This window comes from Streptomyces luteoverticillatus (assembly GCF_003970715.1).
GTDB lineage: Bacteria > Actinomycetota > Actinomycetes > Streptomycetales > Streptomycetaceae > Streptomyces > Streptomyces abikoensis.
On sequence record NZ_CP034587.1, the window covers coordinates 1,945,667 to 1,965,552 of the forward strand.

General features: G+C 73.0%; 19 protein-coding genes and 1 riboswitch. Of the genes, 10 read left to right on the forward strand and 9 right to left on the reverse strand.

The genetic code is table 11. The features are described from left to right. The first annotated feature begins 27 nt into the window (after positions 1-27). From EKH77_RS08175 to EKH77_RS08185, 3 genes are all read left to right on the forward strand, one after another. Entirely contained in the window at positions 28-642 is a 615-nt protein-coding gene (locus tag EKH77_RS08175) for a TetR/AcrR family transcriptional regulator (protein ID WP_126913749.1), read from the forward strand. Positions 643-927: 285 nt separating this feature from the next. Further along, a complete protein-coding gene (locus EKH77_RS08180) occupies positions 928-1,527 on the forward strand; it encodes a DUF4126 domain-containing protein (RefSeq protein ID WP_126913750.1) in 600 nt (199 codons plus the stop codon). Between the two features lie 174 nt (positions 1,528-1,701). Continuing rightward, positions 1,702-3,210, forward strand: coding sequence for a phytoene desaturase family protein (locus EKH77_RS08185; protein WP_126913751.1), 1,509 nt, complete (start codon positions 1,702-1,704; stop codon positions 3,208-3,210). An 82-nt stretch (positions 3,211-3,292) separates the two neighbouring features. Here EKH77_RS08185 and EKH77_RS08190 read toward each other — a convergent pair whose 3' ends face one another. The 5 genes from EKH77_RS08190 to EKH77_RS08210 form a co-directional block, all read right to left on the reverse strand. Next, a complete protein-coding gene (locus tag EKH77_RS08190) occupies positions 3,293-4,285 on the reverse strand; it encodes a hypothetical protein (RefSeq protein ID WP_126913752.1) in 993 nt (330 codons plus the stop codon). A gap of 40 nt (positions 4,286-4,325) precedes the next feature. After that, positions 4,326-5,243: a methylenetetrahydrofolate reductase [NAD(P)H] gene (gene metF, locus EKH77_RS08195; protein WP_126913753.1), complete on the reverse strand. Its 918-nt coding sequence runs from the start codon at positions 5,241-5,243 to the stop codon at positions 4,326-4,328. A gap of 138 nt (positions 5,244-5,381) precedes the next feature. Next, the gene (gene thiE / locus EKH77_RS08200) at positions 5,382-6,035 is read right to left on the reverse strand and encodes a thiamine phosphate synthase (protein ID WP_126913754.1); all 654 of its coding nucleotides are present in this window, start codon (positions 6,033-6,035) and stop codon (positions 5,382-5,384) included. 123 nt (positions 6,036-6,158) lie between these two features. Beyond that, entirely contained in the window at positions 6,159-6,524 is a 366-nt protein-coding gene (locus tag EKH77_RS08205) for an Rv2175c family DNA-binding protein (RefSeq protein ID WP_126913755.1), read from the reverse strand. Between the two features lie 110 nt (positions 6,525-6,634). Continuing rightward, entirely contained in the window at positions 6,635-7,861 is a 1,227-nt protein-coding gene (locus tag EKH77_RS08210) for an NAD(P)/FAD-dependent oxidoreductase (RefSeq protein ID WP_240667265.1), read from the reverse strand. 153 nt (positions 7,862-8,014) lie between these two features. Beyond that, positions 8,015-8,127, forward strand: a riboswitch (TPP riboswitch). 105 nt (positions 8,128-8,232) lie between these two features. Here EKH77_RS08210 and thiO point away from each other — a divergent pair. The 5 genes from thiO to EKH77_RS08235 all read left to right on the forward strand — a co-directional run bounded on the left by thiO (position 8,233) and on the right by EKH77_RS08235 (position 13,436). After that, positions 8,233-9,381 (forward strand): glycine oxidase ThiO, encoded by a 1,149-nt coding sequence (thiO, locus tag EKH77_RS08215; protein WP_240667266.1) that lies wholly within the window; start codon positions 8,233-8,235, stop codon positions 9,379-9,381. After that, a complete protein-coding gene (gene thiS, locus EKH77_RS08220; protein ID WP_126913758.1) occupies positions 9,378-9,587 on the forward strand; it encodes a sulfur carrier protein ThiS in 210 nt (69 codons plus the stop codon). The genes thiO and thiS overlap by 4 nt, the downstream gene beginning before the upstream one ends. A 9-nt stretch (positions 9,588-9,596) precedes the next feature. Then, positions 9,597-10,394: a thiazole synthase gene (locus EKH77_RS08225; RefSeq protein WP_126913759.1), complete on the forward strand. Its 798-nt coding sequence runs from the start codon at positions 9,597-9,599 to the stop codon at positions 10,392-10,394. Positions 10,395-10,578: 184 nt separating this feature from the next. Next, a complete protein-coding gene (gene pknB, locus EKH77_RS08230) occupies positions 10,579-12,540 on the forward strand; it encodes a Stk1 family PASTA domain-containing Ser/Thr kinase (protein WP_126913760.1) in 1,962 nt (653 codons plus the stop codon). Positions 12,541-12,545: 5 nt separating this feature from the next. Further along, the gene (locus EKH77_RS08235; RefSeq protein ID WP_126913761.1) at positions 12,546-13,436 is read left to right on the forward strand and encodes a deoxyribonuclease IV; all 891 of its coding nucleotides are present in this window, start codon (positions 12,546-12,548) and stop codon (positions 13,434-13,436) included. An 8-nt stretch (positions 13,437-13,444) separates the two neighbouring features. Here the strand turns inward: EKH77_RS08235 and EKH77_RS08240 are convergent, their stop codons facing one another. Next, positions 13,445-14,077 carry a sulfite oxidase-like oxidoreductase gene (locus EKH77_RS08240; RefSeq protein WP_126913762.1) on the reverse strand — a complete coding sequence of 211 codons (633 nt, stop codon included), beginning with the start codon at positions 14,075-14,077 and terminating at the stop codon, positions 13,445-13,447. Between the two features lie 175 nt (positions 14,078-14,252). Here EKH77_RS08240 and bfr point away from each other — a divergent pair, with 175 nt between their 5' ends. Then, entirely contained in the window at positions 14,253-14,741 is a 489-nt protein-coding gene (bfr, locus tag EKH77_RS08245) for a bacterioferritin (RefSeq protein ID WP_126913763.1), read from the forward strand. Here the strand turns inward: bfr and EKH77_RS08250 are convergent. Both EKH77_RS08250 and EKH77_RS08255 read right to left on the reverse strand, forming a co-directional pair. Next, a complete protein-coding gene (locus EKH77_RS08250) occupies positions 14,738-14,998 on the reverse strand; it encodes a (2Fe-2S)-binding protein (protein WP_126913764.1) in 261 nt (86 codons plus the stop codon). The genes bfr and EKH77_RS08250 overlap by 4 nt on opposite strands. Positions 14,999-15,151: 153 nt before the next feature. After that, positions 15,152-16,501, reverse strand: a complete 1,350-nt coding sequence (locus EKH77_RS08255) for a class II 3-deoxy-7-phosphoheptulonate synthase (RefSeq protein WP_126913765.1) — start codon at positions 16,499-16,501, stop codon at positions 15,152-15,154. Between the two features lie 288 nt (positions 16,502-16,789). Between EKH77_RS08255 and EKH77_RS08260 the strand changes: the two genes are divergently transcribed. Further along, a complete protein-coding gene (locus tag EKH77_RS08260) occupies positions 16,790-18,691 on the forward strand; it encodes an anthranilate synthase family protein (RefSeq protein ID WP_126913766.1) in 1,902 nt (633 codons plus the stop codon). Positions 18,692-18,821: 130 nt separating this feature from the next. Here the strand turns inward: EKH77_RS08260 and EKH77_RS08265 are convergent, their stop codons facing one another. Further along, positions 18,822-19,856: a 6-phosphofructokinase gene (locus tag EKH77_RS08265; protein ID WP_126913767.1), complete on the reverse strand. Its 1,035-nt coding sequence runs from the start codon at positions 19,854-19,856 to the stop codon at positions 18,822-18,824. Positions 19,857-19,886: the final 30 nt, after the last annotated feature.

The following is a 19,886-nucleotide window of genomic DNA, read 5'->3' on the forward strand; positions in this document are numbered from 1 at the left end:
ACGGCCGGTACGGGGAGAATCACCGTCATGGACAGCAGCGGTACACGGCGGCAGAACACCCGGCGCAAGCTCTTCGAAGCAGCGGTCACCCTCATCGCCGAACAGGGTTTCTCCTCCACCACCGTGGACGAGATCGCCGAGCGCGCCGGAGTCGCCAAGGGCACGGTCTACTACAACTTCGCCAGCAAGACCGTGCTCTTCGAGGAGCTGCTGCGGCACGGCATCGAGCTGCTGACCGACTCCCTCCAGGCCGCCGCCGACGAGACGGCCGAGCGTGGCGGCAGCCGGGTCGACGCCCTGGACGCGATGATCCGGGCCGGCCTGGACTTCATCACCCGCTACCCCTCGCTCACCCAGCTCTACGTGGCCGAGCTGTGGCGCACCAACCGGGCCTGGCAGTCGACGCTGATGCAGGTGCGGCAGAAGGCGATCGCCGTCATCGAGGCCGTCCTGACCGAAGCGGTCGCGACGGGCGAGCTGAGCACGGAGCTGGACATCCCGCTGACGGCGTCGGCGCTGTTCGGCATGGTGCTGGTGGCGGCGCTGGACTGGCAGTCGTTCCAGCCGGAACGGTCGATCGACGAGGTGCACTCGGCGCTGTCGCGACTGCTGCAGGGGCGGGTGAGCGGCGCGGGCCGCTAGCGCGCGGACGTGCGCCGGTCCGGTGCGGCCCGATCCCCCTCGGTCCGCACCGGGCCGGCGTTCCCCCGTGGTTCCCCCACGTTCCCCCCGTACCCTCCCCCGTCCGCGTCAGGGTCCGCCGTCCGCCGTTCCGCCGCCCCGTATCGGCGGTGCCGGCTCCGGCGGTCCCTTCCGCGACCACCACTCTTCCTCCCGGACGGGGTGCGCCCCATCCGCGCGCGTACTCATCTCCGTCCCTGAGTACGCGTACTCAGGGACCTCGGGACGGCGGTTACGATCATCCGCGTGTCGGTGCTTCCCTTGGTGTTCACAAGCGGCTGGGCCAGCGGTGTCAACGCCTACGCCGTGGTCCTGCTGCTCGGCCTGCTCGGCGCGACGGGGGTGAGCGACGACGTGCCCGGGGCGCTCCAGCGCCCCGACGTCCTCATCGCGGCGGGCGTGCTCTTCCTCTGCGAGGCCGTCGCCGACAAGATCCCGTACGTGGACACGGTCTGGGACGCGGTCCACACCGTCATCAGGCCCATCGCCGGAGGCGTGGTGGGCGCGCTGCTCGCCGGCCAGAACGGCTCCCTCCCCGAGCTCGCGGCGGGCGCGGTGGGCGGCTCGGCCGCGCTGCTGAGCCACCTGGTGAAGACGGGCACGCGCATGGCGGTCAACACGTCACCGGAGCCGGCGAGCAACATCGTGCTGAGCGTGGTGGAGGACCTCGGGGTCGCGGCGCTGATCGTGTTCGCGATCTTCCATCCGGTGGCGGCGGCGGTCATCGCGGCGGCGCTGTTGGCGGCGGGCATCGGCCTGGTCGTCTTCCTCTGGAAGCGGGTACGGGCGTTCCTGCGACGCCGCCGCGAACGGCGTCTCTCGCCCCAGCCCCGCCCCTTCCCGTAACCGGGGCTCCGCCCCGGACCCCGGTCCTCAAACGCCGGACGGGCTGAATTCAGCCCGTCCGGGCGGCAAATCCAGCCCCGCCGGCGTTTGAGGCGCGGGGGCTGGGGCGGAGCCCCGGGAAACGGTGAAAGGGCGGGACCGGGGCAGCCTCACCGCCCCGATAAGGTCGAAACCATGGCACAGATTGTGGTGATCGGCGCCGGCATGGGCGCGATGGCGGCCGCTGCGCGGCTGGCCGTCGCGGGCCACCGGGTGACGGTGTACGAGCGAACAGACACATACGGCGGAGGCGTCGGACGCCTCACCCGCGCCGGCTTCGCGTTCGACACCGGCCCCGCCCTCCTCCACCTCCCCGCCGTCTACCGCGACCTGTTCGTCAAGACCGGCAAGGAGTCGCTGGAGCAGAGCCTCGGGCTCGTCCAGGTCGATCCGGCGAGCCGCCATCTCTTCCCCGACGGCACGGACTTCACGCTGCCCAACGCCTCCCGGGCCGGTGTCGTCGCCGCGCTCGACGCGGCGGTGGGGGCGGGCGCGGGTGAGCGGTGGAGCGAGCTGGTCAACCGGGCGCGCGAGGTGTGGGACGCGACGCGGCGGCCGCTGCTGGAGGAGCCGCTGCGCGCGGAGCGCGCCGAGGCGCTGGGCCGCGATCCTTATCCGGCGCTGCCTCACCGCAAGGGGCTGTTCCGCCGCCCGGTGCCGGTGACGCTCGCGTCCGTCGCCGAGCGGGAGCTGACGGACCCGCGGCTGATCGCCCTGCTGGAGAGCCACGCCCTCGCCTACGGGCTCGACCCGCGCGAGGCGCCCGGGAGCGCGACGGTCCTGCCGTACCTGGAGCAGACCTTCGGCAGCTGGTACGTGACCGGCGGCCTGCGCGGCCTCGCGGACGCGCTGTACGAGCGGTGCCTGGCGCGGCGCGTGGAGTTCCGCTTCGGCTCGGACGTCGTCGGCGTCGTGGAGAAGGACGGGCGCGCGGCCGGGGTGCGGCTGGCCGACGGGAGCGTGGCCGAGGCGGACATGGTGGTGGCCGGGGTCTCCCCCGCCCGGCTGGCGGCCATCGCCCCGGGAGCGGCGGAGACCGCACAAGCGGCGCCCGTGCCCCCGGGCAGGTTCAGCGTGTTCCTGGCGCTCTCCGGCGCCCGCCCCGAGGGCACCGCGCACCGTACGGTCGTCCACGGCGGTGACCGCGCGGCCGAGCTGGAGGCGGTCTTCGGCGCCGGCGCCGCGAGCGCCTACCGCCCGACCGTGACCGTTCTCCGGCCCGACGACCCGGCCACCGTCCCCGGCGACGGGCACGAGGCCGTGACCCTGACCGCCACCGTCGCACCGCACGGCGAGCGCGCCGACTGGCGCGACGAGCGGGCCGTCGCCGCCTTCGCCGAGCGCGTGGTCGAGTCCGCGAAGGCGGCGGTCCCGGATCTGGCGGAGCGGGTGCTGTGGCGCGAGGTCCGCACCCCCGCCGACACGGAGGCGGCGACCGGGGCCGAGGGCGGCGGGGTGCCCGCGCCCGTCCTGGCCGGGGCGCGGGGGGCGTTCCTGCGGCCGGGCAATCTCACCCGGCTGCCCGGGTGCTATCTGGTGGGCGGCTTCGCCCACCCCGGCGGCGGGCTGGCGCACGCCGGGATGTCGGGGGCGATGGTCGCGGGCCTGGTCGTCTCCGGGGCCGACTGGCGCGGCTCCCAGTAGCAGCGCCCCGAAGGGGCGCGGGGAACTGCGCGACCAGCCACGACGCACCCGCGGATGACTCGCCGGACCTCCAGCGGAGCGCTCAGTAGCGGTAACGCTGGTCGTCGTACCCCTGGCCGTACGGCGGGTTCTGCTCGTGCGGGGCGTGCGGGGCCGGGGCGCCCGGGGCGGCGTCGGTGTCGCGCTGCTGCGGCACCCAGACCCCGCCGGGCGGGGTGTCCGTGTCGTACTGCTGGGGGGCGTACGCGCCCGCCGAGTAGGCGCCGACACCGTACTGCTGCTGGTGGGGGTAGGACTGCTGCTGACCGTAGGCGTCGTACGTCTCGTAGGACGGCGGACGGTTGCCGATGTACGGGTCGGAGTAGGACGCGTACTGGCCCTGGCCCTGGCCCTGCCCGTAGTCGAAGCCGCCGCCGTACTGGCCGCCCTGGGCGGGCTGGCCGCCGTACTGGCCGAAGTCGGCCGCGGCCGGAGCCTCGTGGCCCATGAGGTGGGGCTGTTCGGCGGTCGGCTGCGGGGGGACGCCCGGCATCGGGTCCGGCATTCCCGGCGCGCCCGGCCCGCCGGCGGTGATCGTCGTCAGGGCGTCGGGGCCGGAGGCGGGCAGCGTCATGTCGGAGGCGACCGGCGGCGGACCGGCGGGGGCCGATGCCGATGCCGGTGCCGGTGCCGGGACGCGCTCGCCGCCGCCCTTGCGGCGACGGGCGGCGCGGCCTGCCGCGCGGCCGCCGGCCGCCCGGGACTTCGCCGGGGCGGAACCGGCCGGTCCGCCCCGCCCCGCACCGGCACCGTCCGGCCCGTCGCCGCCCTCGGCGGCGTCGCCCCGGCGCAGGGCCCAGCCCCGGGAGAAGCCGCGCCGGAAGGAGAGCGTCACAAAGGTCTGCCCCACCCCGAAGGCGAGGGCGCCGATGACGATGACGACCACGGACGGCACGATCACGCCCGCGACCACGCCGAGGAAGCCGGTGAAGGCGAGCAGCCGCCAGCGCAACCGCGCCTTGTACTGCAGCAGCACCTCGGCGAGCAGCCAGAGCGCGACGACGCCGAACGCGATGTAGAGGACCGTCCAGCCCATCCAACGCCCCTCTCGTACGGCCGCCGTCGCCGGCCGGCCGTCAGGACCGCTGGTGCAGTCCCAGGTTCTGGTAGATCTCCAACGTGGCCGTGGAGTGGTTCAGGGTAATGAAATGCAACCCGGGAATCTCCTCGGCCATCAACCGAGCACACAGGTCCGTCGCGTACTCGATCCCGATTGAGCGTACAGCGGCCGTGTCGTCCTTGACCGCGAGGATCCGTTCAGCGAGCTCCGAGGGGAACGCCGCGTTGCTGAGCTGTGCGAACCGTTCGATCTGCCGCACGTTCGTGACGGGCATGATTTCGGGAATGATCGGGGTGTCGCAGCCGGCCGCCGCGACCCGGTCGCGCAGCCGCAGATAGTCCTCCGGGTGGAAGAACATCTGGGTGATGGCGAAGTCGGCGCCCGCCCGGCACTTGTCCACGAAGTGCCGGATGTCCGACTCCCATTCCGTGGAGCGCGGGTGCATCTCGGGGAAGGCGGCGACGCCCACGCAGAAGTCGCCGGACTCCTTGATGAGGCTGACGAGCTCGGCGGCGTACCGGACGCCCTCGGGGTGACGCACCCACTCGCCCATGGGGTCGCCGGGCGGATCGCCGCGCAGCGCGAGCATGTTGCGGATGCCCACGTCGGCGTACTGCCCGATGACGTTGCGCAGTTCGGCGACCGAGTGGTTGACGGCCGTGAGGTGGGCGACGGGGGTGAGGGTGGTGTCGGTGGCGATGCGTTCGGTGGCGCGGACCGTGCCCTCACGGGAGGAGCCGCCGGCGCCGTAGGTCACGGAGACGAACGTGGGGGCGACGGCTTCGATCCGCCGGATGGCGTCCCACAGGGTCCGCTCGCCCTTCTCCGTCCTGGGGGCCGCGAACTCGAACGAGTACGAGCGCTCTCCGGAGGCGAGCAGCTCACGGACGGTGCGCGCGTGGTCCGTCCTGGTGGAGGCAGTGCCAAGGGCCATACCGGCAAGTTAACCAGCGGCGCGCCGGGCACCCCAACCAAGAATGGTGTTATGCCCGTTTGATCCGGCGGATGTCCATGATCCGTCCCACTCCTTGGACAGCGATGGTCTGGGCGGAGACGGTCTGGGCGGAGACGGTCACACGTCGTGGGCGCGGACGCGCTTGGCGAGCTGGGCGGCGGCCTCACCGGGGTCGTCCGCCTCGGTGATCGCGCGGACCACGACCACGCGGCGCGCGCCCGCCTCCAGCACCTGCTCCAGGTTGCCCGCGTCGATGCCGCCGATGGCGAACCAGGGCCGGGCGGGCGCGAGGGAGGCCGCGTAGCGGACGAGGCCGAGGCCGGGGGCGTGGCGGCCGGGCTTGGTGGGGGTGGGCCAGCAGGGGCCGGTGCAGAAGTAGTCCACTCCGGGCTCGGCGACGGCGGCGGCCACCTCGGCCTCGGCGTGCGTCGAGCGGCCGATCAGCACCTCGTCGCCGAGGATCGCCCGGGCGGCGGGCACGGGCAGATCGCCCTGGCCCAGGTGGAGGACGTCGGAGGCGGCGGCGTGGGCGACGTCGGCGCGGTCGTTGACCGCGAAGAGCTTGCCGTGGCGGCGGGCGGCCTCGGCGAACACGGCGAGATGCTCCAGCTCCTCCCCGGCCTCCATGCCCTTGTCGCGGAGCTGGACGACGTCCACTCCGGAGGAGAGGACCGCGTCGAGGAACTCCGGCAGGTCGCCCTGGCGCTTGCGCGCGTCGGTGCACAGGTACAGCCGGGCCTCGGCGAGCCGCTCGCGCGCGGTGACGGGCATGGGTGTTTCTCCCCCGGGTGGGCGGCGTGCGGGCGCGGGGGCAGGACCTCGCGCCCGCACACCGGACGGTGGTTCTCAGGCGTTGCGGATGGTGCTGGTGGTGCGGATGGTGCTACGTACGGGTCAGACGGCGAGCGCCTGGGCGCGACGCTTCACCTCCGTGCCACGATTCTCGCGCAGCGCGTCGGCGGGGGTGCCGGGCAGGGTCTCGTCGGGGGTGAACAGCCACTCGAGCATTTCCTCGTCGCTGAAGCCGTCGTCCCGGAGCAGCGTCAGGGTGCCGGCGAGGCCCTTGACGACCTTGTCCTCGCCGATGAAGGCGGCGGGCACCATGAGCACACGGTTCTCGCCACGGCGTACGGCGATCAGCTGGCCCTCCTTGACCAGCTGCCGGACACGCGTCACCTCGATGCCCAGCATCTCCGCGATGTCGGGGAGGTTGAGCCAGGCGGGTACAAGCGCATCGATCTTCACGTCAATCTCGGTCACGGGACTAGCCTGCCATCCGGGACTGACAGCCGGTAGCCGGGTTGACCCGAGCCGGGCCCCGGCCACCCCACCGGCCCCTCGAACCACCCCCCGAACCAGCCTCAGCCCCCTCAGACCACGGCGGCCTTCAGCGGAACGGACGCGTCCGCCGCCCTGGTCCGGTCGAGGACCGCGCCCTTCTCGATGAGCTTGCGCCCCTGGGCCAGATCGCGCGGCCGCCCCACGGCCAGCAGGGCCACCAGCACGCCCGAGCGCAGCCAGCACACCGTCCAGGCCGCACTGGCCGGATCGCCGCGCCAGACCAGCTCGTCGGCGGCCGCGTGGTGCCCCGCGTACTGCACGAACCGGCCGAACTGCTCGGACCAGAAGTACGGCACCGGGTCGTAGACCGAGCCCTCCTCGGGGCCGTGGACGATGTTCTCGGCGACGGTCCGGGGGCCCTGGAGGGCGTTGTCCCAGTGGTGGACGAGCAGCCGCTCGCCGTAGCGGGCCGAGGGGAAGGAGGCGCAGTCGCCGACCGCGTAGACGTCCGGCAGGGAGGTGCGCAGGCGGTCGTCGGTGACGACGGAGCGGTCCGCCGCCAGCTCGACGCCCGAGCCCGCGAGCCAGCCCGTGGCGGGGCGCGCCCCGATGCCGACGACGACCGCGTCGGCGGGCAGCCGGGTGCCGTCGTCGAGGACGACCGCGCCGGGCTCGACGGCCGTGACCCGGGCGCCGGTCAGCAGCCGGGCGCCGCTGTGGGCGTACCAGTCGACCATGTGGGCGGCGACCTCGGCGGGCATGGCGCCCGCGAGCGGCCGGTCGGCGGCCTCGACGACCGTCACCCGGCAGCCCGCCTCGCGGGCGGCGGTGGCGAACTCGGCGCCGATCCAGCCCGCCCCGACGGCGACGATGTCCTGCTGGCGGGTGAGGACGGGGCGCAGCCGCTCGGCGTCGTCGACGGTGCGCAGGACGTGGACGCCGGGCAGGTCCCCGGCGCCGGGCAGGCCGATGGGCTCGGCGCCGGTGGCGACGACCAGGACGTCGTAGCCGAGGGGTCCCTCGTCGGTGTCCAGGACGTGCTCGGCGGCGCGCAGGCCGGTGGCCGTGAGGCCGAGCCGCAGGTCGATGCCGAGCGAGCCGAAGTCCACGGCGAAGGCGGAGCCCTCGGCCTTGCCGAGCAGCACGGACTTGGACAGGGGCGGCCGGTCGTAGGGCTGGTGGGGCTCGGCGCCCAGGAGGGTGATCTCCCCCTGCCAGCCCTGTTCGCGCAGGGCGATGGCGGTCTGCACCCCGGCCATGCCCGCGCCGACGATCACGACGCGCCGGTCACTGCTGGTGTTCGTCTCCTCGCTCACACGATCAACTGTAGGCCCGACGCCCCGGTAGGCCGGAGCACCGCGTGAGGAGACCTCTGACACAACGTCACGACGCGGCGGGGCCATATGACCCGCCGGCCGGGCCCGGCCGCCCTTCCGGGCGGTCCTCGGGCCGTACTAGGGTGGCAAGCTGCAAGCACTCGCGGGAGCCCGGGCGGACCGGGCTGAGAGGGAGGCTGGACGGCCTCCGACCGTACGAACCTGATCCGGGTCATGCCGGCGAAGGGAGGGGCTGGACGCCCATGCACGCGCATCGAACCCCTGGGGATCGAACACCGGCACATCGAACCAGGGCGCGCCCCGCGCGCCCGCACCATCTCGGCCCCGGCCCTCGGACACCCGACGTCCTGGTGGTCGGCGGCGGGCTGATCGGCCTGGTCACGGCCTGGCGCGCGGCTCAGCGGGGGCTGCGCGTGGCCGTGGCCGACCCCGCGCCCGGCGGGGGCGCGGCCCGGGTGGCCGCCGGGATGCTGGCCGCCGTCACCGAGCTCCACTACGGCGAGGAGACCCTGCTCGCCCTCAACCTGGCCTCCGCCCGGCGCTACCCCGCCTTCACGGCCGAGCTGGAGGAGGCCAGCGGCCAGGACACCGGCTACCGCGCCTGCGGGACGCTCGCGGTCGCCCTGGACGCCGACGACCGGGCCCATCTGCGGGAGCTCCACGCCCTCCAGCAGCGCTGCGGCCTGGAATCCCAGTGGCTGACCGGGCGCGAGTGCCGCCGGCTGGAGCCGATGCTCGCGCCGGGCGTGCGCGGCGGGCTCCACGCCCTCGGCGACCACCAGACCGACCCCCGGCGGCTCGCCCGGGCGCTGCTCGTGGCCTGCGAGCGCGAGGGCGTCGCCTTCCACCGCTCGGAGGCGGTACGGCTGCTGCTGACCGGCGACCGGGCCACGGGAGCGCTCCTCGCCGACGGCACCCGGCTCGCCGCCGACCGGACCGTCCTGGCCGCCGGGAGCCTCAGCGGCCGGCTGGCGGGCCTGCCCGAGGACGTCGTACCGCCGGTCCGCCCGGTCAAGGGCCAGGTCCTGCGGCTGCGCGTGCCCGAGGCGTACACGGCGGCGGGTGGACCGTTCCTCTCCCGCACCGTGCGGGCCGTGGTGCGCGGCGGGCACGTCTACCTCGTCCCGCGCGAGAACGGCGAACTGGTCGTCGGGGCGACGACCGAGGAGCTGGGCTGGGACACGACCGTGACGGCCGGGGGCGTCTACGAGCTGCTGCGCGACGCCCACGAGCTGGTGCCCGGCATCACCGAGCTGCCGCTCGTGGAGACCCTCGCCGGGCTGCGCCCCGGCTCTCCCGACAACGCCCCGCTGCTGGGCCCCACCGCCCTGCCGGGCCTGTACGCGGCCACCGGCCACCACCGCAACGGCGTGCTCCTCACCCCCGTCACCGGGGACGTGATGGCCGAGGTGCTGACCACCGGCCGGCTGCCCGAGGAGGCCCACCCGTTCTCCCCACGACGCTTCACCACCCCCGTACTCCAGGAGCAGCCCGCATGACCACGCACATCATCAGCGTCAACGGCGAGCGGCGCGCCGTCCCGGCGGGGACGACGCTCGACGGGCTCGTGGCGACGCTCACCACGGCGCGCGGCGGGGTCGCCGCCGCCGTCAACGAGGCCGTGGTCCCCCGGGGCCAGTGGCCGGCGACCGCCCTCGACGAGGGCGACCGCGTCGAGGTGCTCACCGCGGTGCAGGGAGGCTGATCAGTACAGATGGCGGACGATCTGCTCACCATCGCGGACACCCCGTTCACCTCCCGGCTGATCATGGGCACCGGTGGTGCCCCCAGCCTGGACGTCCTGGAACGCGCCCTCATCGCCTCCGGCACGGAGCTGACGACGGTCGCCATGCGGCGGCTGGACGCGACGGTACGGGGGTCCGTGCTCTCCGTCCTGGAGAAGCACGGCATCCGGGTGCTGCCGAACACGGCGGGCTGCTTCACGGCGGGCGAGGCGGTCCTCACCGCCCGGCTGGCCCGGGAGGCGCTCGGCACGGACTGGGTCAAGCTGGAGGTGATCGCCGACGAGCGCACCCTGCTGCCCGACCCGATCGAGCTCCTGGACGCGGCGGAGATCCTCGTCGACGACGGCTTCACGGTGCTGCCGTACACCAACGACGACCCTGTCCTGGCCCGGAAGCTGGAGGACGTCGGCTGCGCGGCGATCATGCCGCTGGGCGCGCCCATCGGCTCGGGCCTGGGCATCCGCAACCCCCACAACTTCCAGCTGATCACCGAGCGCGCCACCGTCCCGGTGATCCTCGACGCGGGCGCGGGCACCGCGTCGGACGCGGCGCTGGCCATGGAGCTGGGGTGCGCGGCGGTGATGCTGGCGTCGGCGGTGACGCGGGCGCAGGAGCCGGTGCTCATGGCGGAGGCGATGCGGCACGCGGTGGAAGCGGGGCGGTTGGCCCATCGCGCCGGGCGCATTCCCCGCCGCCACTTCGCGGAGGCGTCGTCCTCGATGGACGGCCTTGCGGCCCTCGACCCGGAGAGACCGGCGTTCGCCTGACGCCGGGGCTGCGCCCCGGCGGGGGTGGTCGCTGCCGGTGGGCCGGTTTGTGCCCACCCGTTCCGCCCTGCGGAACGCCTGCCCACAAACCAGCGGCGCGCCCTGTCACTGTTCGGCTTCAGAACAGCCGCCCGAGCCGCAGGCCATACAGGGTGCCGCGCCGCGCCTCGTAGACTCGTGTGCCGTGGATACGACCCTGCCGGACCCCCTTGTCGACCAGCTGCTCGACGGCCGCTACCGCGTCGAGGCGCGAGTCGCCGTGGGCGGCATGGCCACCGTCTACCGCGCCCTGGACACCCGGCTCGACCGGGTGCTCGCCCTGAAGGTGATGCACCCCTCGCTCGCCGCGGACGCCGCCTTCGTGGAACGTTTCATCCGCGAGGCCAAATCCGTGGCCCGGCTCGACCACCCCAACGTGGTGAGCGTCTTCGACCAGGGCACGGACGGCGCGTACGTCTACCTGGCGATGGAGTACGTGGCGGGCTGCACCCTCCGCGACATCCTGCGCGAGCGCGGCGCCCTCGGCCCGCGTGCCGCGCTCGACATCGCCGAGCCCGTGCTGGCCGCCCTGGGCGCGGCCCACCTCGCGGGCCTGGTGCACCGGGACATGAAGCCGGAGAACGTGCTCATCGGCGACGACGGCCGCGTCAAGGTCGCCGACTTCGGGCTCGTCCGGGCGGTGGACAACAACACCACGAGCAGCACCGGTGCCGTCCTCGGCACGGTGTCCTACCTCGCGCCCGAGCAGATCGAGCACGGCACGGCCGATCCCCGCGCGGACGTCTACGCCTGTGGCGTCGTCCTGTACGAGATGCTGACCGGCGCCAAGCCGCACAGCGGCGGCACCCCCGCGCAGGTCCTCTACCAGCACCTCCACGAGGACGTGCCGGCCCCGTCGGCCGCCGTCCCCGGGCTCGCGCCGGAGCTGGACGCCCTGGTGGCCTCGGCCACGGCCCGGGACCCGCGGCTGCGCCCGGCCGACGCGGCCGGCCTGCTGGGGCAGCTCCGCCAGGCGCGCGCGGCCCTGTCCGACGAGCAGCTGGACCTGGTCCCGCCGAGGGCGGCGACCCCCGCCCCGGCCGGTTCCGAGGACCGTACGAGCGTGATCCCCCGCCCGGCCGCGCCGCTGCCCGCGCAGGAGGACGCCCTCAACCGCACCACCCGGCTGGAGCTCCCGGCGACGCCGCCGCCCCCACCACCGGCCCCCGAACACGCGCACGCGCCCGCTCCCGGCCCGCGCCGGGGCCCCCTGGCGGGGCTGTCCCGCCGCTGGGTCCTCGCGGTCGCGGCCGCGCTGCTGGCCGTACTGGCGGGCACCGGCGTCTGGTACATCAACTCCGGCCAGTTCACCTCCGTCCCGGCGGTCCTGGACATGACGCAGGACAAGGCGACGGCCGAGCTGGACAAGGCCGGGCTCGGCGTGAAGGCGCAGCAGGCGTTCAGCGACACCGTCGAGCGCGGCCACGTCATCGCCACCGACCCCAAGCCGGGCGAGCGCATCCGCAACACCGGCAAGGTCACCATCACCGTCTCGCGCGGCCCGCAGAAGGCCGAGGTGCCCAATGTCGCCGGGCTGCCCTTCGACGAGGCGAAGAAGAAGATCGAGGGCCAGGGCCTGACGGTCGGGGACGTCACCCGGCAGTTCAGCGACGAGACCCCCAAGGACGCGGTCCTGTCCACCGACCCGAAGCCGGGCACCGAGCTGCGGCCCGACTCGGCCGTGGCCGTCGTCGTCAGCAAGGGCAAGCAGATCCCCGTGCCGAACGTGACGGGCATGCCGCAGGCGGACGCCACCGCCACGCTGCGGGACGCCGGTTTCGACGTCAAGGTCGCGGATGCCCAGGTGTACTCCGACAAGCCGCAGGGCGCGGTGGCCCAGCAGTCCCCGGGCCAGGGCGAGAAGGCCGGCCAGGGCGACACCGTCACCCTCACGATCTCCAAGGGCAAGGAGATGGTCACGGTCCCGGACGTCACCGGGAAGAGCGAGGCGGCGGCCAAGCAGATCCTGACCGCCGCGGGCTTCCAGGTGAAGGTCGACCGGCCGTTCTTCTTCCCGCAGGACTCCGTCGACAGCCAGTCCGTGCGGGGCGGCTCACAGGCGGCCAAGGGCGACACCATCGTCATCAAGCTGAAGAGCGGTTTCTGAGCGTCATGAGCGATACCCACGACCTCCTGCCCGGGCCGGCGCGCAATCCCGTCGGCGGCCATGTGCCCGTCGCCGGCGGGCTCGCCAAGGTCGGCCTGGCCTACGCGCGGGAGCTGGCCGCCGAGGCCGTCCAGGTCTTCGTCGCCAACCCGCGCGGCTGGGCGACGCCGCCCGGCGACCCCCGGCAGGACGAGGAGTTCCGGGCGGCCTGCGCCGCCGAGGGCGTGCCGGCCTACGTCCACGCCCCCTATCTGATCAATTTCGGCTCGCACACCGAGGCCACCGTCGAGAAGTCCGTGGACTCGCTGCGGCACTCACTGCGCCGGGGCCGGGAGATCGGCGCGCTCGGCGTCGTCGTCCACACCGGCTCGGCGACCGGCGGGCGGGCTCGCGCGCAGGCGCTGGCGCAGGTCCACGAGCGGCTGCTGCCGCTGCTGGAGGAGCTCACCCACGACGACGATCCCCGGCTGCTGCTGGAGCCCACGGCCGGGCAGGGCTCCTCGCTCTGCTCCCTGGTCGAGGACCTCGGCCCGTACTTCGAGGCGCTGGAGCACCACCCGAAGCTGGGCGTCTGCCTCGACACCTGCCATCTCTTCGCGGCCGGGCACGACCTCGCGGAGCCCGGCGGGATGAAGCGGACGCTCGACGAGCTGGTCGCCGTGACCGGCCCGGGGCGGCTGGGACTGATTCACGCCAACGACTCCAAGGACGTCGTCGGCGCCCACAAGGACCGCCACGAGAACATCGGTTCCGGCCACATCGGCGCCGAGCCCTTCGCCGAGCTGTTCCGGCACCCGGAGACGGCGGGCGTGCCGCTGACGATCGAGACGCCCGGAGGCAAGGAGGGCCACGCCGCCGACGTCGCCCTCCTGAAGGCACTGCGCGAGCCGGTCTGAGCGGAGCCCTAAAGTTCCGGGCCCTCGCCCGGCAGCTCCTGGTAGGAGTAGCGCTGCTCACGCCAGGGGTCGCCGACGTTGTGGTAGCCCCGCTCCTCCCAGAAGCCCCGCCGGTCCGCGGTCATGTACTCCACGCCGCGCACCCACTTGGGGCCCTTCCAGGCGTAGAGGTGCGGGACGACCAGCCGGACGGGGAAGCCGTGCTCGGCGGTGAGGAGTTCGCCGTCCTTGTGGGTGGCGAAAATGCTCTGTTCCGAGGCGAAGTCGGACAGCCGCAGATTCGAGCTGAAGCCGTACTCGGCCCACACCATCACATGCGTGACCTCGGGCGCGGGCGGCGCCAGTTCGAGGATCGTCCGGGTCGAGACCCCGCCCCACTCGGCTCCGAGCATGCTGTACTTCGTGACGCAGTGGAGGTCCGCCACCACCGTCGTGTACGGCAGCGCGGAGAACTCGTCATGCGTCCAGCAGCGCTTGTCCCCGTCGGCGGTCGAGCCGAAGACACGGAACTCCCAGCGGTCCGGCTTGAACTTCGGTACCGGGCCGTAGTGCGTCACCGGCCATCCGCGCTGGAGCCGCTGCCCGGGAGGCAGCTGAAGATGTTCCCCTTTGCGGCTTTCGGTATTTTTCGAGAGCCCCATGGCTCAATGGTGTCAGACCCGTGGGGGTGCTGATGACCGGGGGACGCCCCACGGCGGGCCCCGTCACTCCATATCCGGGCAACTCCCACTAAGTGTGCACTTACTGGACGGCTCCCCCGGGCGGTGCGAGGATGCGCGCAAACTGCTGGACACCTGCTGGGAAGGAGCCTCTGCGATGCAGGGAGACCCCGAGGTCATCGAGTTCCTCAATGAACAGCTGACGGCCGAGCTGACCGCCATCAACCAGTACTTCCTGCACGCCAAACTCCAGGAACACCACGGCTGGACCAAGATCGCCTCACATACCCGCGCCGAGTCCTTCGACGAGATGCGGCACGCGGAGACCCTGACCGACCGGATCATCTTCCTGGAGGCGCTGCCCAACTATCAGCGGCTCTTCCACGTCCGGATCGGCCAGACGATCACCGAGATGTTCCAGGCCGACCGCCAGGTCGAGGTCGAGGCCATCGACCGGCTGCGGCGCGGGGTGGAGGTCATGCGGGCCAAGGGCGACATCACCTCGGCCAACATCTTCGAGTCGATCCTCGCGGACGAGGAGGATCACATCGATTATCTCGACACCCAGCTGGAACTGATCGAGAAACTCGGTGAGCCGCTGTACATCGCCCAGTTCATCGAGCAGGAGAACGGCGGCAGCGACTAGGCGGCGACAGGCGCCACGGCCTCGGGGGCCGACACGAGCGCCGCCTCGGCGCCCAGCACGTCGACGTCCCCCTGGTCGGCCAGCTCCCGGCGCGGGCACGCGCCCCGGCCGAGGAGGGCCTGGATGCGGCGCACACAGCTGCCGCAGTCGGTGCCGGCCTTGCAGGCGGAGGCTATCTTGCGGGGCGTGCACGCCCCCTTGTCCGCGTGCTCGCGCACCTGCTGCTCCGTGATGCCGAAGCACGAGCAGACGTACACGCGGTCACCGCCTTGCCGGGGAACGAGAAGGGCCCATTACCTTATTGATCAATAAGGTAACCCTTACCTTACCCGTCCGGGTGGCCGAAAGACAACGCCGTGGGGCGCGGATCACGCAGATCCGCGCCCCACGGCGTCTCGCTATGGATCCTCTTACTGGTCGCGGTACATCTCGGCGACGAGGAACGCCAGGTCCAGGGACTGGCTGCGGTTGAGGCGGGGGTCGCACGCCGTCTCGTAGCGCTGGTGGAGGTCGTCGACGAAGATCTCGTCGCCGCCGCCCACGCACTCGGTGACGTCGTCACCGGTGAGCTCGACGTGGATGCCGCCCGGGTGGGTGCCGAGGCCCTTGTGGACCTCGAAGAAGCCCTTGACCTCGTCCAGCACGTCGTCGAAGCGGCGGGTCTTGTGGCCCGAGGCCGCCTCGAAGGTGTTGCCGTGCATCGGGTCGCAGATCCAGGCCACCTGGGCGCCGGAGGCCGTGACCTTCTCCACCAGGGTGGGGAGCTTCTCGCGGACCTTGTCCGCGCCCATCCGGGTGATGAACGTCAGCCGGCCCGGCTCGCGCTCGGGGTCGAGCCGCTCGATGAGGGTGAGCGCCTCCTCGGGCGTCGACGTCGGCCCGAGCTTCACCCCGATCGGGTTGCGGATCTTCGAGGCGAACTCGATGTGCGCCCCGTCCAGCTGCCGGGTGCGCTCACCGATCCAGACCATGTGGCCCGAGACGTCGTACAGCTGCCCGGTCCGCGAGTCCACACGGGTCAGCGCGGACTCGTAGTCCAGCACCAGCGCCTCGTGCGACGCGTAGAACTCGACGGTCTTGAACTCCTCCGGGTCCACCCCGCAGGCGTTCATGAAGTTCAGCGCGCGATCGATCTCCCGGGCCAGCTGCTCGTAGCGCTGGCCGGAGGGCGAGGACTTCACGAAGTCCTGGTTCCAGGCGTGGACCTGGCGCAGGTCGGCGTAGCCACCGGTGGTGAAGGCGCGCACCAGGTTCAGCGTGGAGGCCGAGGCCTGGTACATCCGCTTCAGCCGCTGCGGGTCCGGCGTACGGGCCTCGGCGGTGAAGGCGAAGCCGTTGACCGAGTCGCCCCGGTAGGTCGGCAGGGTCACGCCGTCGCGGGTCTCGGTCGGCTTCGAGCGCGGCTTGCTGTACTGGCCGGCGATGCGGCCGACCTTCACGACCGGCACCGAACCGGCGTACGTCAGCACCGCGCCCATCTGCAGGAGCGTCTTGAGCTTGTTGCGGATCTGGTCGGCGCCGACGGCGTCGAAGGCCTCGGCGCAGTCGCCGCCCTGCAGCAGGAACGCCTCTCCACGGGCGACGGCTCCCAGACGCTGGCGCAGCTGGTCGCACTCGCCCGCGAAGACGAGAGGCGGATAGGACTCGAGCTCGGCGATCACATCGCGCAGAGCCTCTTGGTCCGGCCAGTCAGGCTGCTGCGCCGCGGGCAGGGAGCGCCAGGTGTTGCCACCGGCGTGGATTTCAGCGTTCACGGTCACGCCCTCAACATTACGGGGTCGCGACGGCGACCCAAGGGCCGGACCGGACTCTGAGACACGGACTGAGACGGATTCACCGAAAACCGACGACATCCCCGCCGGTCGTCGGGTACTGTGCCGCCCATGTACGTGCTCTCCAACCAGCTCTGGTGGTGGACCGCTCCTTCGGCGGCCCACTGACGCGCGTACCCACCAGCGCTCTCGCGAAGGCCGCCCAGAGGGGCGGCCTTCGGCGTCTGAAGGCGCCGCGGACGGGCCGTTCCTCCCCCACCAGGAAGGAACCCGCCCATGTCCCGCGCCGCGTCCCGTACCGCCGCCCTCCTCGCCCGGCTCACCGCCGCAGGCCACCCGCCCTTCGCCCTGCTCCACCGCCGCGCCCCCGGGCACCCCGAGGGCGTCGTCGAACTGCTCACCGGCCCGGTCTCCGAGGTCGAGCACCTGACCGGCATCCCCCTCCCGGCGGGACCGCCCGCCGGCGGCGCGCCCGTGCACGACGCGCTGGCGCTCGTCCCCTTCCGCCAGATCCGCGAGCGCGGCTTCGACGTCCGCGACGACGGCACCCCGCTGCTGGTCCTGCGGCCGGAGGAGACCCACGAGCTGCCGCTGGACGAGGTCCTCGGCGCGCTCCCCACGCACGAGGTGCGGGTGGAGGGCGGGGCCTTCGACGTGGCCGACGAGGAGTACGCCGAGATCGTCCGGCGCGTGGTCGAGGACGAGATCGGCACGGGCGAGGGCGCCAATTTCGTCATCCGCCGCACCTTCGAGGGCGAGATCCACGGCTTCCAGGCCGCCGACGCGCTGGCCCTCTTCCGCCGGCTGCTCATCCGCGAGCGCGGCGCGTACTGGACGTACGTCGTGCACACCGGAGAGCGCACGCTGGTGGGCGCCAGCCCCGAGGTGCACGTGCGGATGGCGGGCGGCACGGTCGTGATGAATCCCATCAGCGGCACCTATCGCTATCCCGCCGGGGGCCCGTCCGCCGACGACCTGCTCGGCTTCCTCCACGACCGCAAGGAGGTGGAGGAGCTCTCGATGGTCGTCGACGAGGAGCTGAAGATGATGTGCACCGTCGGCGACATGGGCGGCGTCGTCGTCGGCCCCCGGCTGCGGGAGATGGCCCACCTCGCCCACACCGAGTACGAGCTGCGCGGCCGCTCCTCGCTGGACGTGCGCGACGTGCTGCGCGAGACGATGTTCGCCGCGACCGTCACCGGCTCGCCCGTGCAGAACGCCTGTCGCGTCATCGAGCGCCACGAGCCCCACGGCCGCGGCTACTACGCGGGCGCCCTCGCCCTCATCGGCCGGGACGCGGGCGGCGCCCAGACGCTGGACTCGCCCATCCTCATCCGCACCGCCGACATCGACCGGCACGGCCGGCTCCGCGTCGGCGTCGGCGCGACGCTGGTGCGCCGCTCCGACCCTCACGGCGAGGTCGCCGAGACCCACGCCAAGGCGGCGGGCGTCCTGACGGCCCTGGGCGTGCGCCGAGGACCGGTACGCCCGGCGACGGCCCCGGACGTCCGGCTCGCCGACGACCCCCGCGTACGGAGCGCGCTGGACGCGCGCCGAGCCGACCTGGCGCCTTTCTGGCTGCGCATGCACCGGGCCGACTCCGCTCCCGCGCTGAGCGGGCACGCTCTGGTCGTCGACGGCGAGGACACCTTCACGGCGATGCTCGCCCACCTTCTGCGCACCTCGGGACTGACGGTGTCGGTGCGGCGCTACGACGAGCCCGGGCTGCGGGACGCGGCGCTGGCCCACGAGGGCCCGGTGGTGCTGGGACCCGGGCCGGGCAACCCCTCGGACGCGGCCGACCCGAAGATGCGGATGCTGCGCGGGCTGGCGGGGGAACTGCTGCGGGGGCACCGGCACGGGCTGCTGGGCGTGTGCCTGGGGCACGAGCTGATCGCGGCGGAGCTGGGGCTGGAGATCGTCCGGAAGGACGTGCCGTTCCAGGGGGCGCAGGAGCGGATCGACTTCTTCGGGCGGGAGGAGACGGTGGGGTTCTACAACACGTTCACGGCACGGGGTGACGCCGAGGGCGTCGAGGTGTGCGGGGACCCCGCGACGGGGGATGTCCACGCGCTGCGGGGGCCCGGCTTCGCGGGTGTCCAATTCCACCCGGAGTCCGTCCTGACCCTGAACGGGTCGGCGATCGTCGCCGAGCTGCTGACCGCCGTCCTCGTGTAGCCCGCCGCTACCGCGGCGGGTTTCGCCCACCCGCCCGCCCGATTACCCGGAAACGTCATGACGTGAGTGGGTATCGGGCGGGCGGGTGGGGGAGGACCGCGCCGAAGGCGCGGAAACCCCCCACGGCGGGTCAGCCGAAGAACGTCTTGGCCTCCTCGTAGAGAGGCAACGGCACGGTCTTGAGCCGTGCCGTAGCCTCGCCCAACGGCACCCGCACGATGTCCGCCCCCCGAAGCGCGACCATCACCCCGAAGTCCCCGTCCCGCACGGCGGCGATCGCATGCAACCCGAACCGCGTCGCCAGCCACCGATCGAACGCACTGGGCGTGCCGCCCCGCTGCACATGCCCCAGCACGGTCGTCCGTGCCTCCTTCCCCGTGCGGGACTCGATCTCCTTCGCCAGCCACTCCCCCACCCCGGAGAGCCGGACGTGGCCGAAGGAGTCCAGGGGCGTGGCGGCGTTCTTGAGCACCAGGTCGCCGTCCTGCGGCATGGCGCCCTCCGCGACGACGACGATCGGCGCGTAGCTGGCCCGGAAGCGGGAGGCGACCCAGCCGCAGACCTCGTCGACGTCGAAGCGCACCTCGGGGACGAGGATGACGTTGGCGCCGCCCGCCAGGCCGGAGTGGAGGGCGATCCAGCCCGCGTGCCGGCCCATGACCTCGACCACGAGGACCCGCATATGGGACTCGGCGGTGGTGTGGAGGCGGTCGATGGCCTCGGTGGCGATGTTGACGGCGGTGTCGAAGCCGAAGGTGTAGTCCGTGGCGGAGAGGTCGTTGTCGATGGTCTTGGGCACGCCGACGCAGCGGACGCCGTACTCGGTACTGAGCCGCGCCGCGACGCCGAGGGTGTCCTCGCCGCCGATGGCGATCAGGGCGTCCACCCCGTGCTCGGCGAGGTTCTCCGTGATGCGGCGGACGCCGTCGGGCTCCTTGAAGGGGTTGGTCCGGGAGGATCCGAGGATCGTGCCGCCGCGCGGCAGGATGCCGCGGACCGCCGGGATGCCGAGCGGGACGGCGGAGCCGTGGAGCGGGCCGCGCCAGCCGTCCTTGAAGCCGATGAAGTCGTGACCGTGGTCCTGGACGCCCTTGCGGACGATCGCGCGGATGACCGCGTTGAGGCCGGGGCAGTCGCCGCCGCCGGTGAGCACTCCGATCCGCATGACACACCTTCCGTTCGCCGGGGGCCTCGA

Excerpts from the sequence above, each read along its gene's own strand:
- EKH77_RS08175 (WP_126913749.1), top strand. The coding sequence starts at position 28 with ATGGACAGCAGCGGTACACGGCGGCAGAACACCCGGCGCAAGCTCTTC.
- EKH77_RS08185 (WP_126913751.1), top strand. The coding sequence starts at position 1,702 with ATGGCACAGATTGTGGTGATCGGCGCCGGCATGGGCGCGATGGCGGCC.
- EKH77_RS08190 (WP_126913752.1), bottom strand. The coding sequence starts at position 4,285 with ATGGGCTGGACGGTCCTCTACATCGCGTTCGGCGTCGTCGCGCTCTGG.
- metF (WP_126913753.1), bottom strand. The coding sequence starts at position 5,243 with ATGGCCCTTGGCACTGCCTCCACCAGGACGGACCACGCGCGCACCGTC.
- thiE (WP_126913754.1), bottom strand. The coding sequence starts at position 6,035 with ATGCCCGTCACCGCGCGCGAGCGGCTCGCCGAGGCCCGGCTGTACCTG.
- thiS (WP_126913758.1), top strand. The coding sequence starts at position 9,378 with ATGACCACGCACATCATCAGCGTCAACGGCGAGCGGCGCGCCGTCCCG.
- EKH77_RS08225 (WP_126913759.1), top strand. The coding sequence starts at position 9,597 with ATGGCGGACGATCTGCTCACCATCGCGGACACCCCGTTCACCTCCCGG.
- EKH77_RS08235 (WP_126913761.1), top strand. The coding sequence starts at position 12,546 with ATGAGCGATACCCACGACCTCCTGCCCGGGCCGGCGCGCAATCCCGTC.
- EKH77_RS08240 (WP_126913762.1), bottom strand. The coding sequence starts at position 14,077 with ATGGGGCTCTCGAAAAATACCGAAAGCCGCAAAGGGGAACATCTTCAG.
- bfr (WP_126913763.1), top strand. The coding sequence starts at position 14,253 with ATGCAGGGAGACCCCGAGGTCATCGAGTTCCTCAATGAACAGCTGACG.
- EKH77_RS08260 (WP_126913766.1), top strand. The coding sequence starts at position 16,790 with ATGTCCCGCGCCGCGTCCCGTACCGCCGCCCTCCTCGCCCGGCTCACC.
- EKH77_RS08265 (WP_126913767.1), bottom strand. The coding sequence starts at position 19,856 with ATGCGGATCGGAGTGCTCACCGGCGGCGGCGACTGCCCCGGCCTCAAC.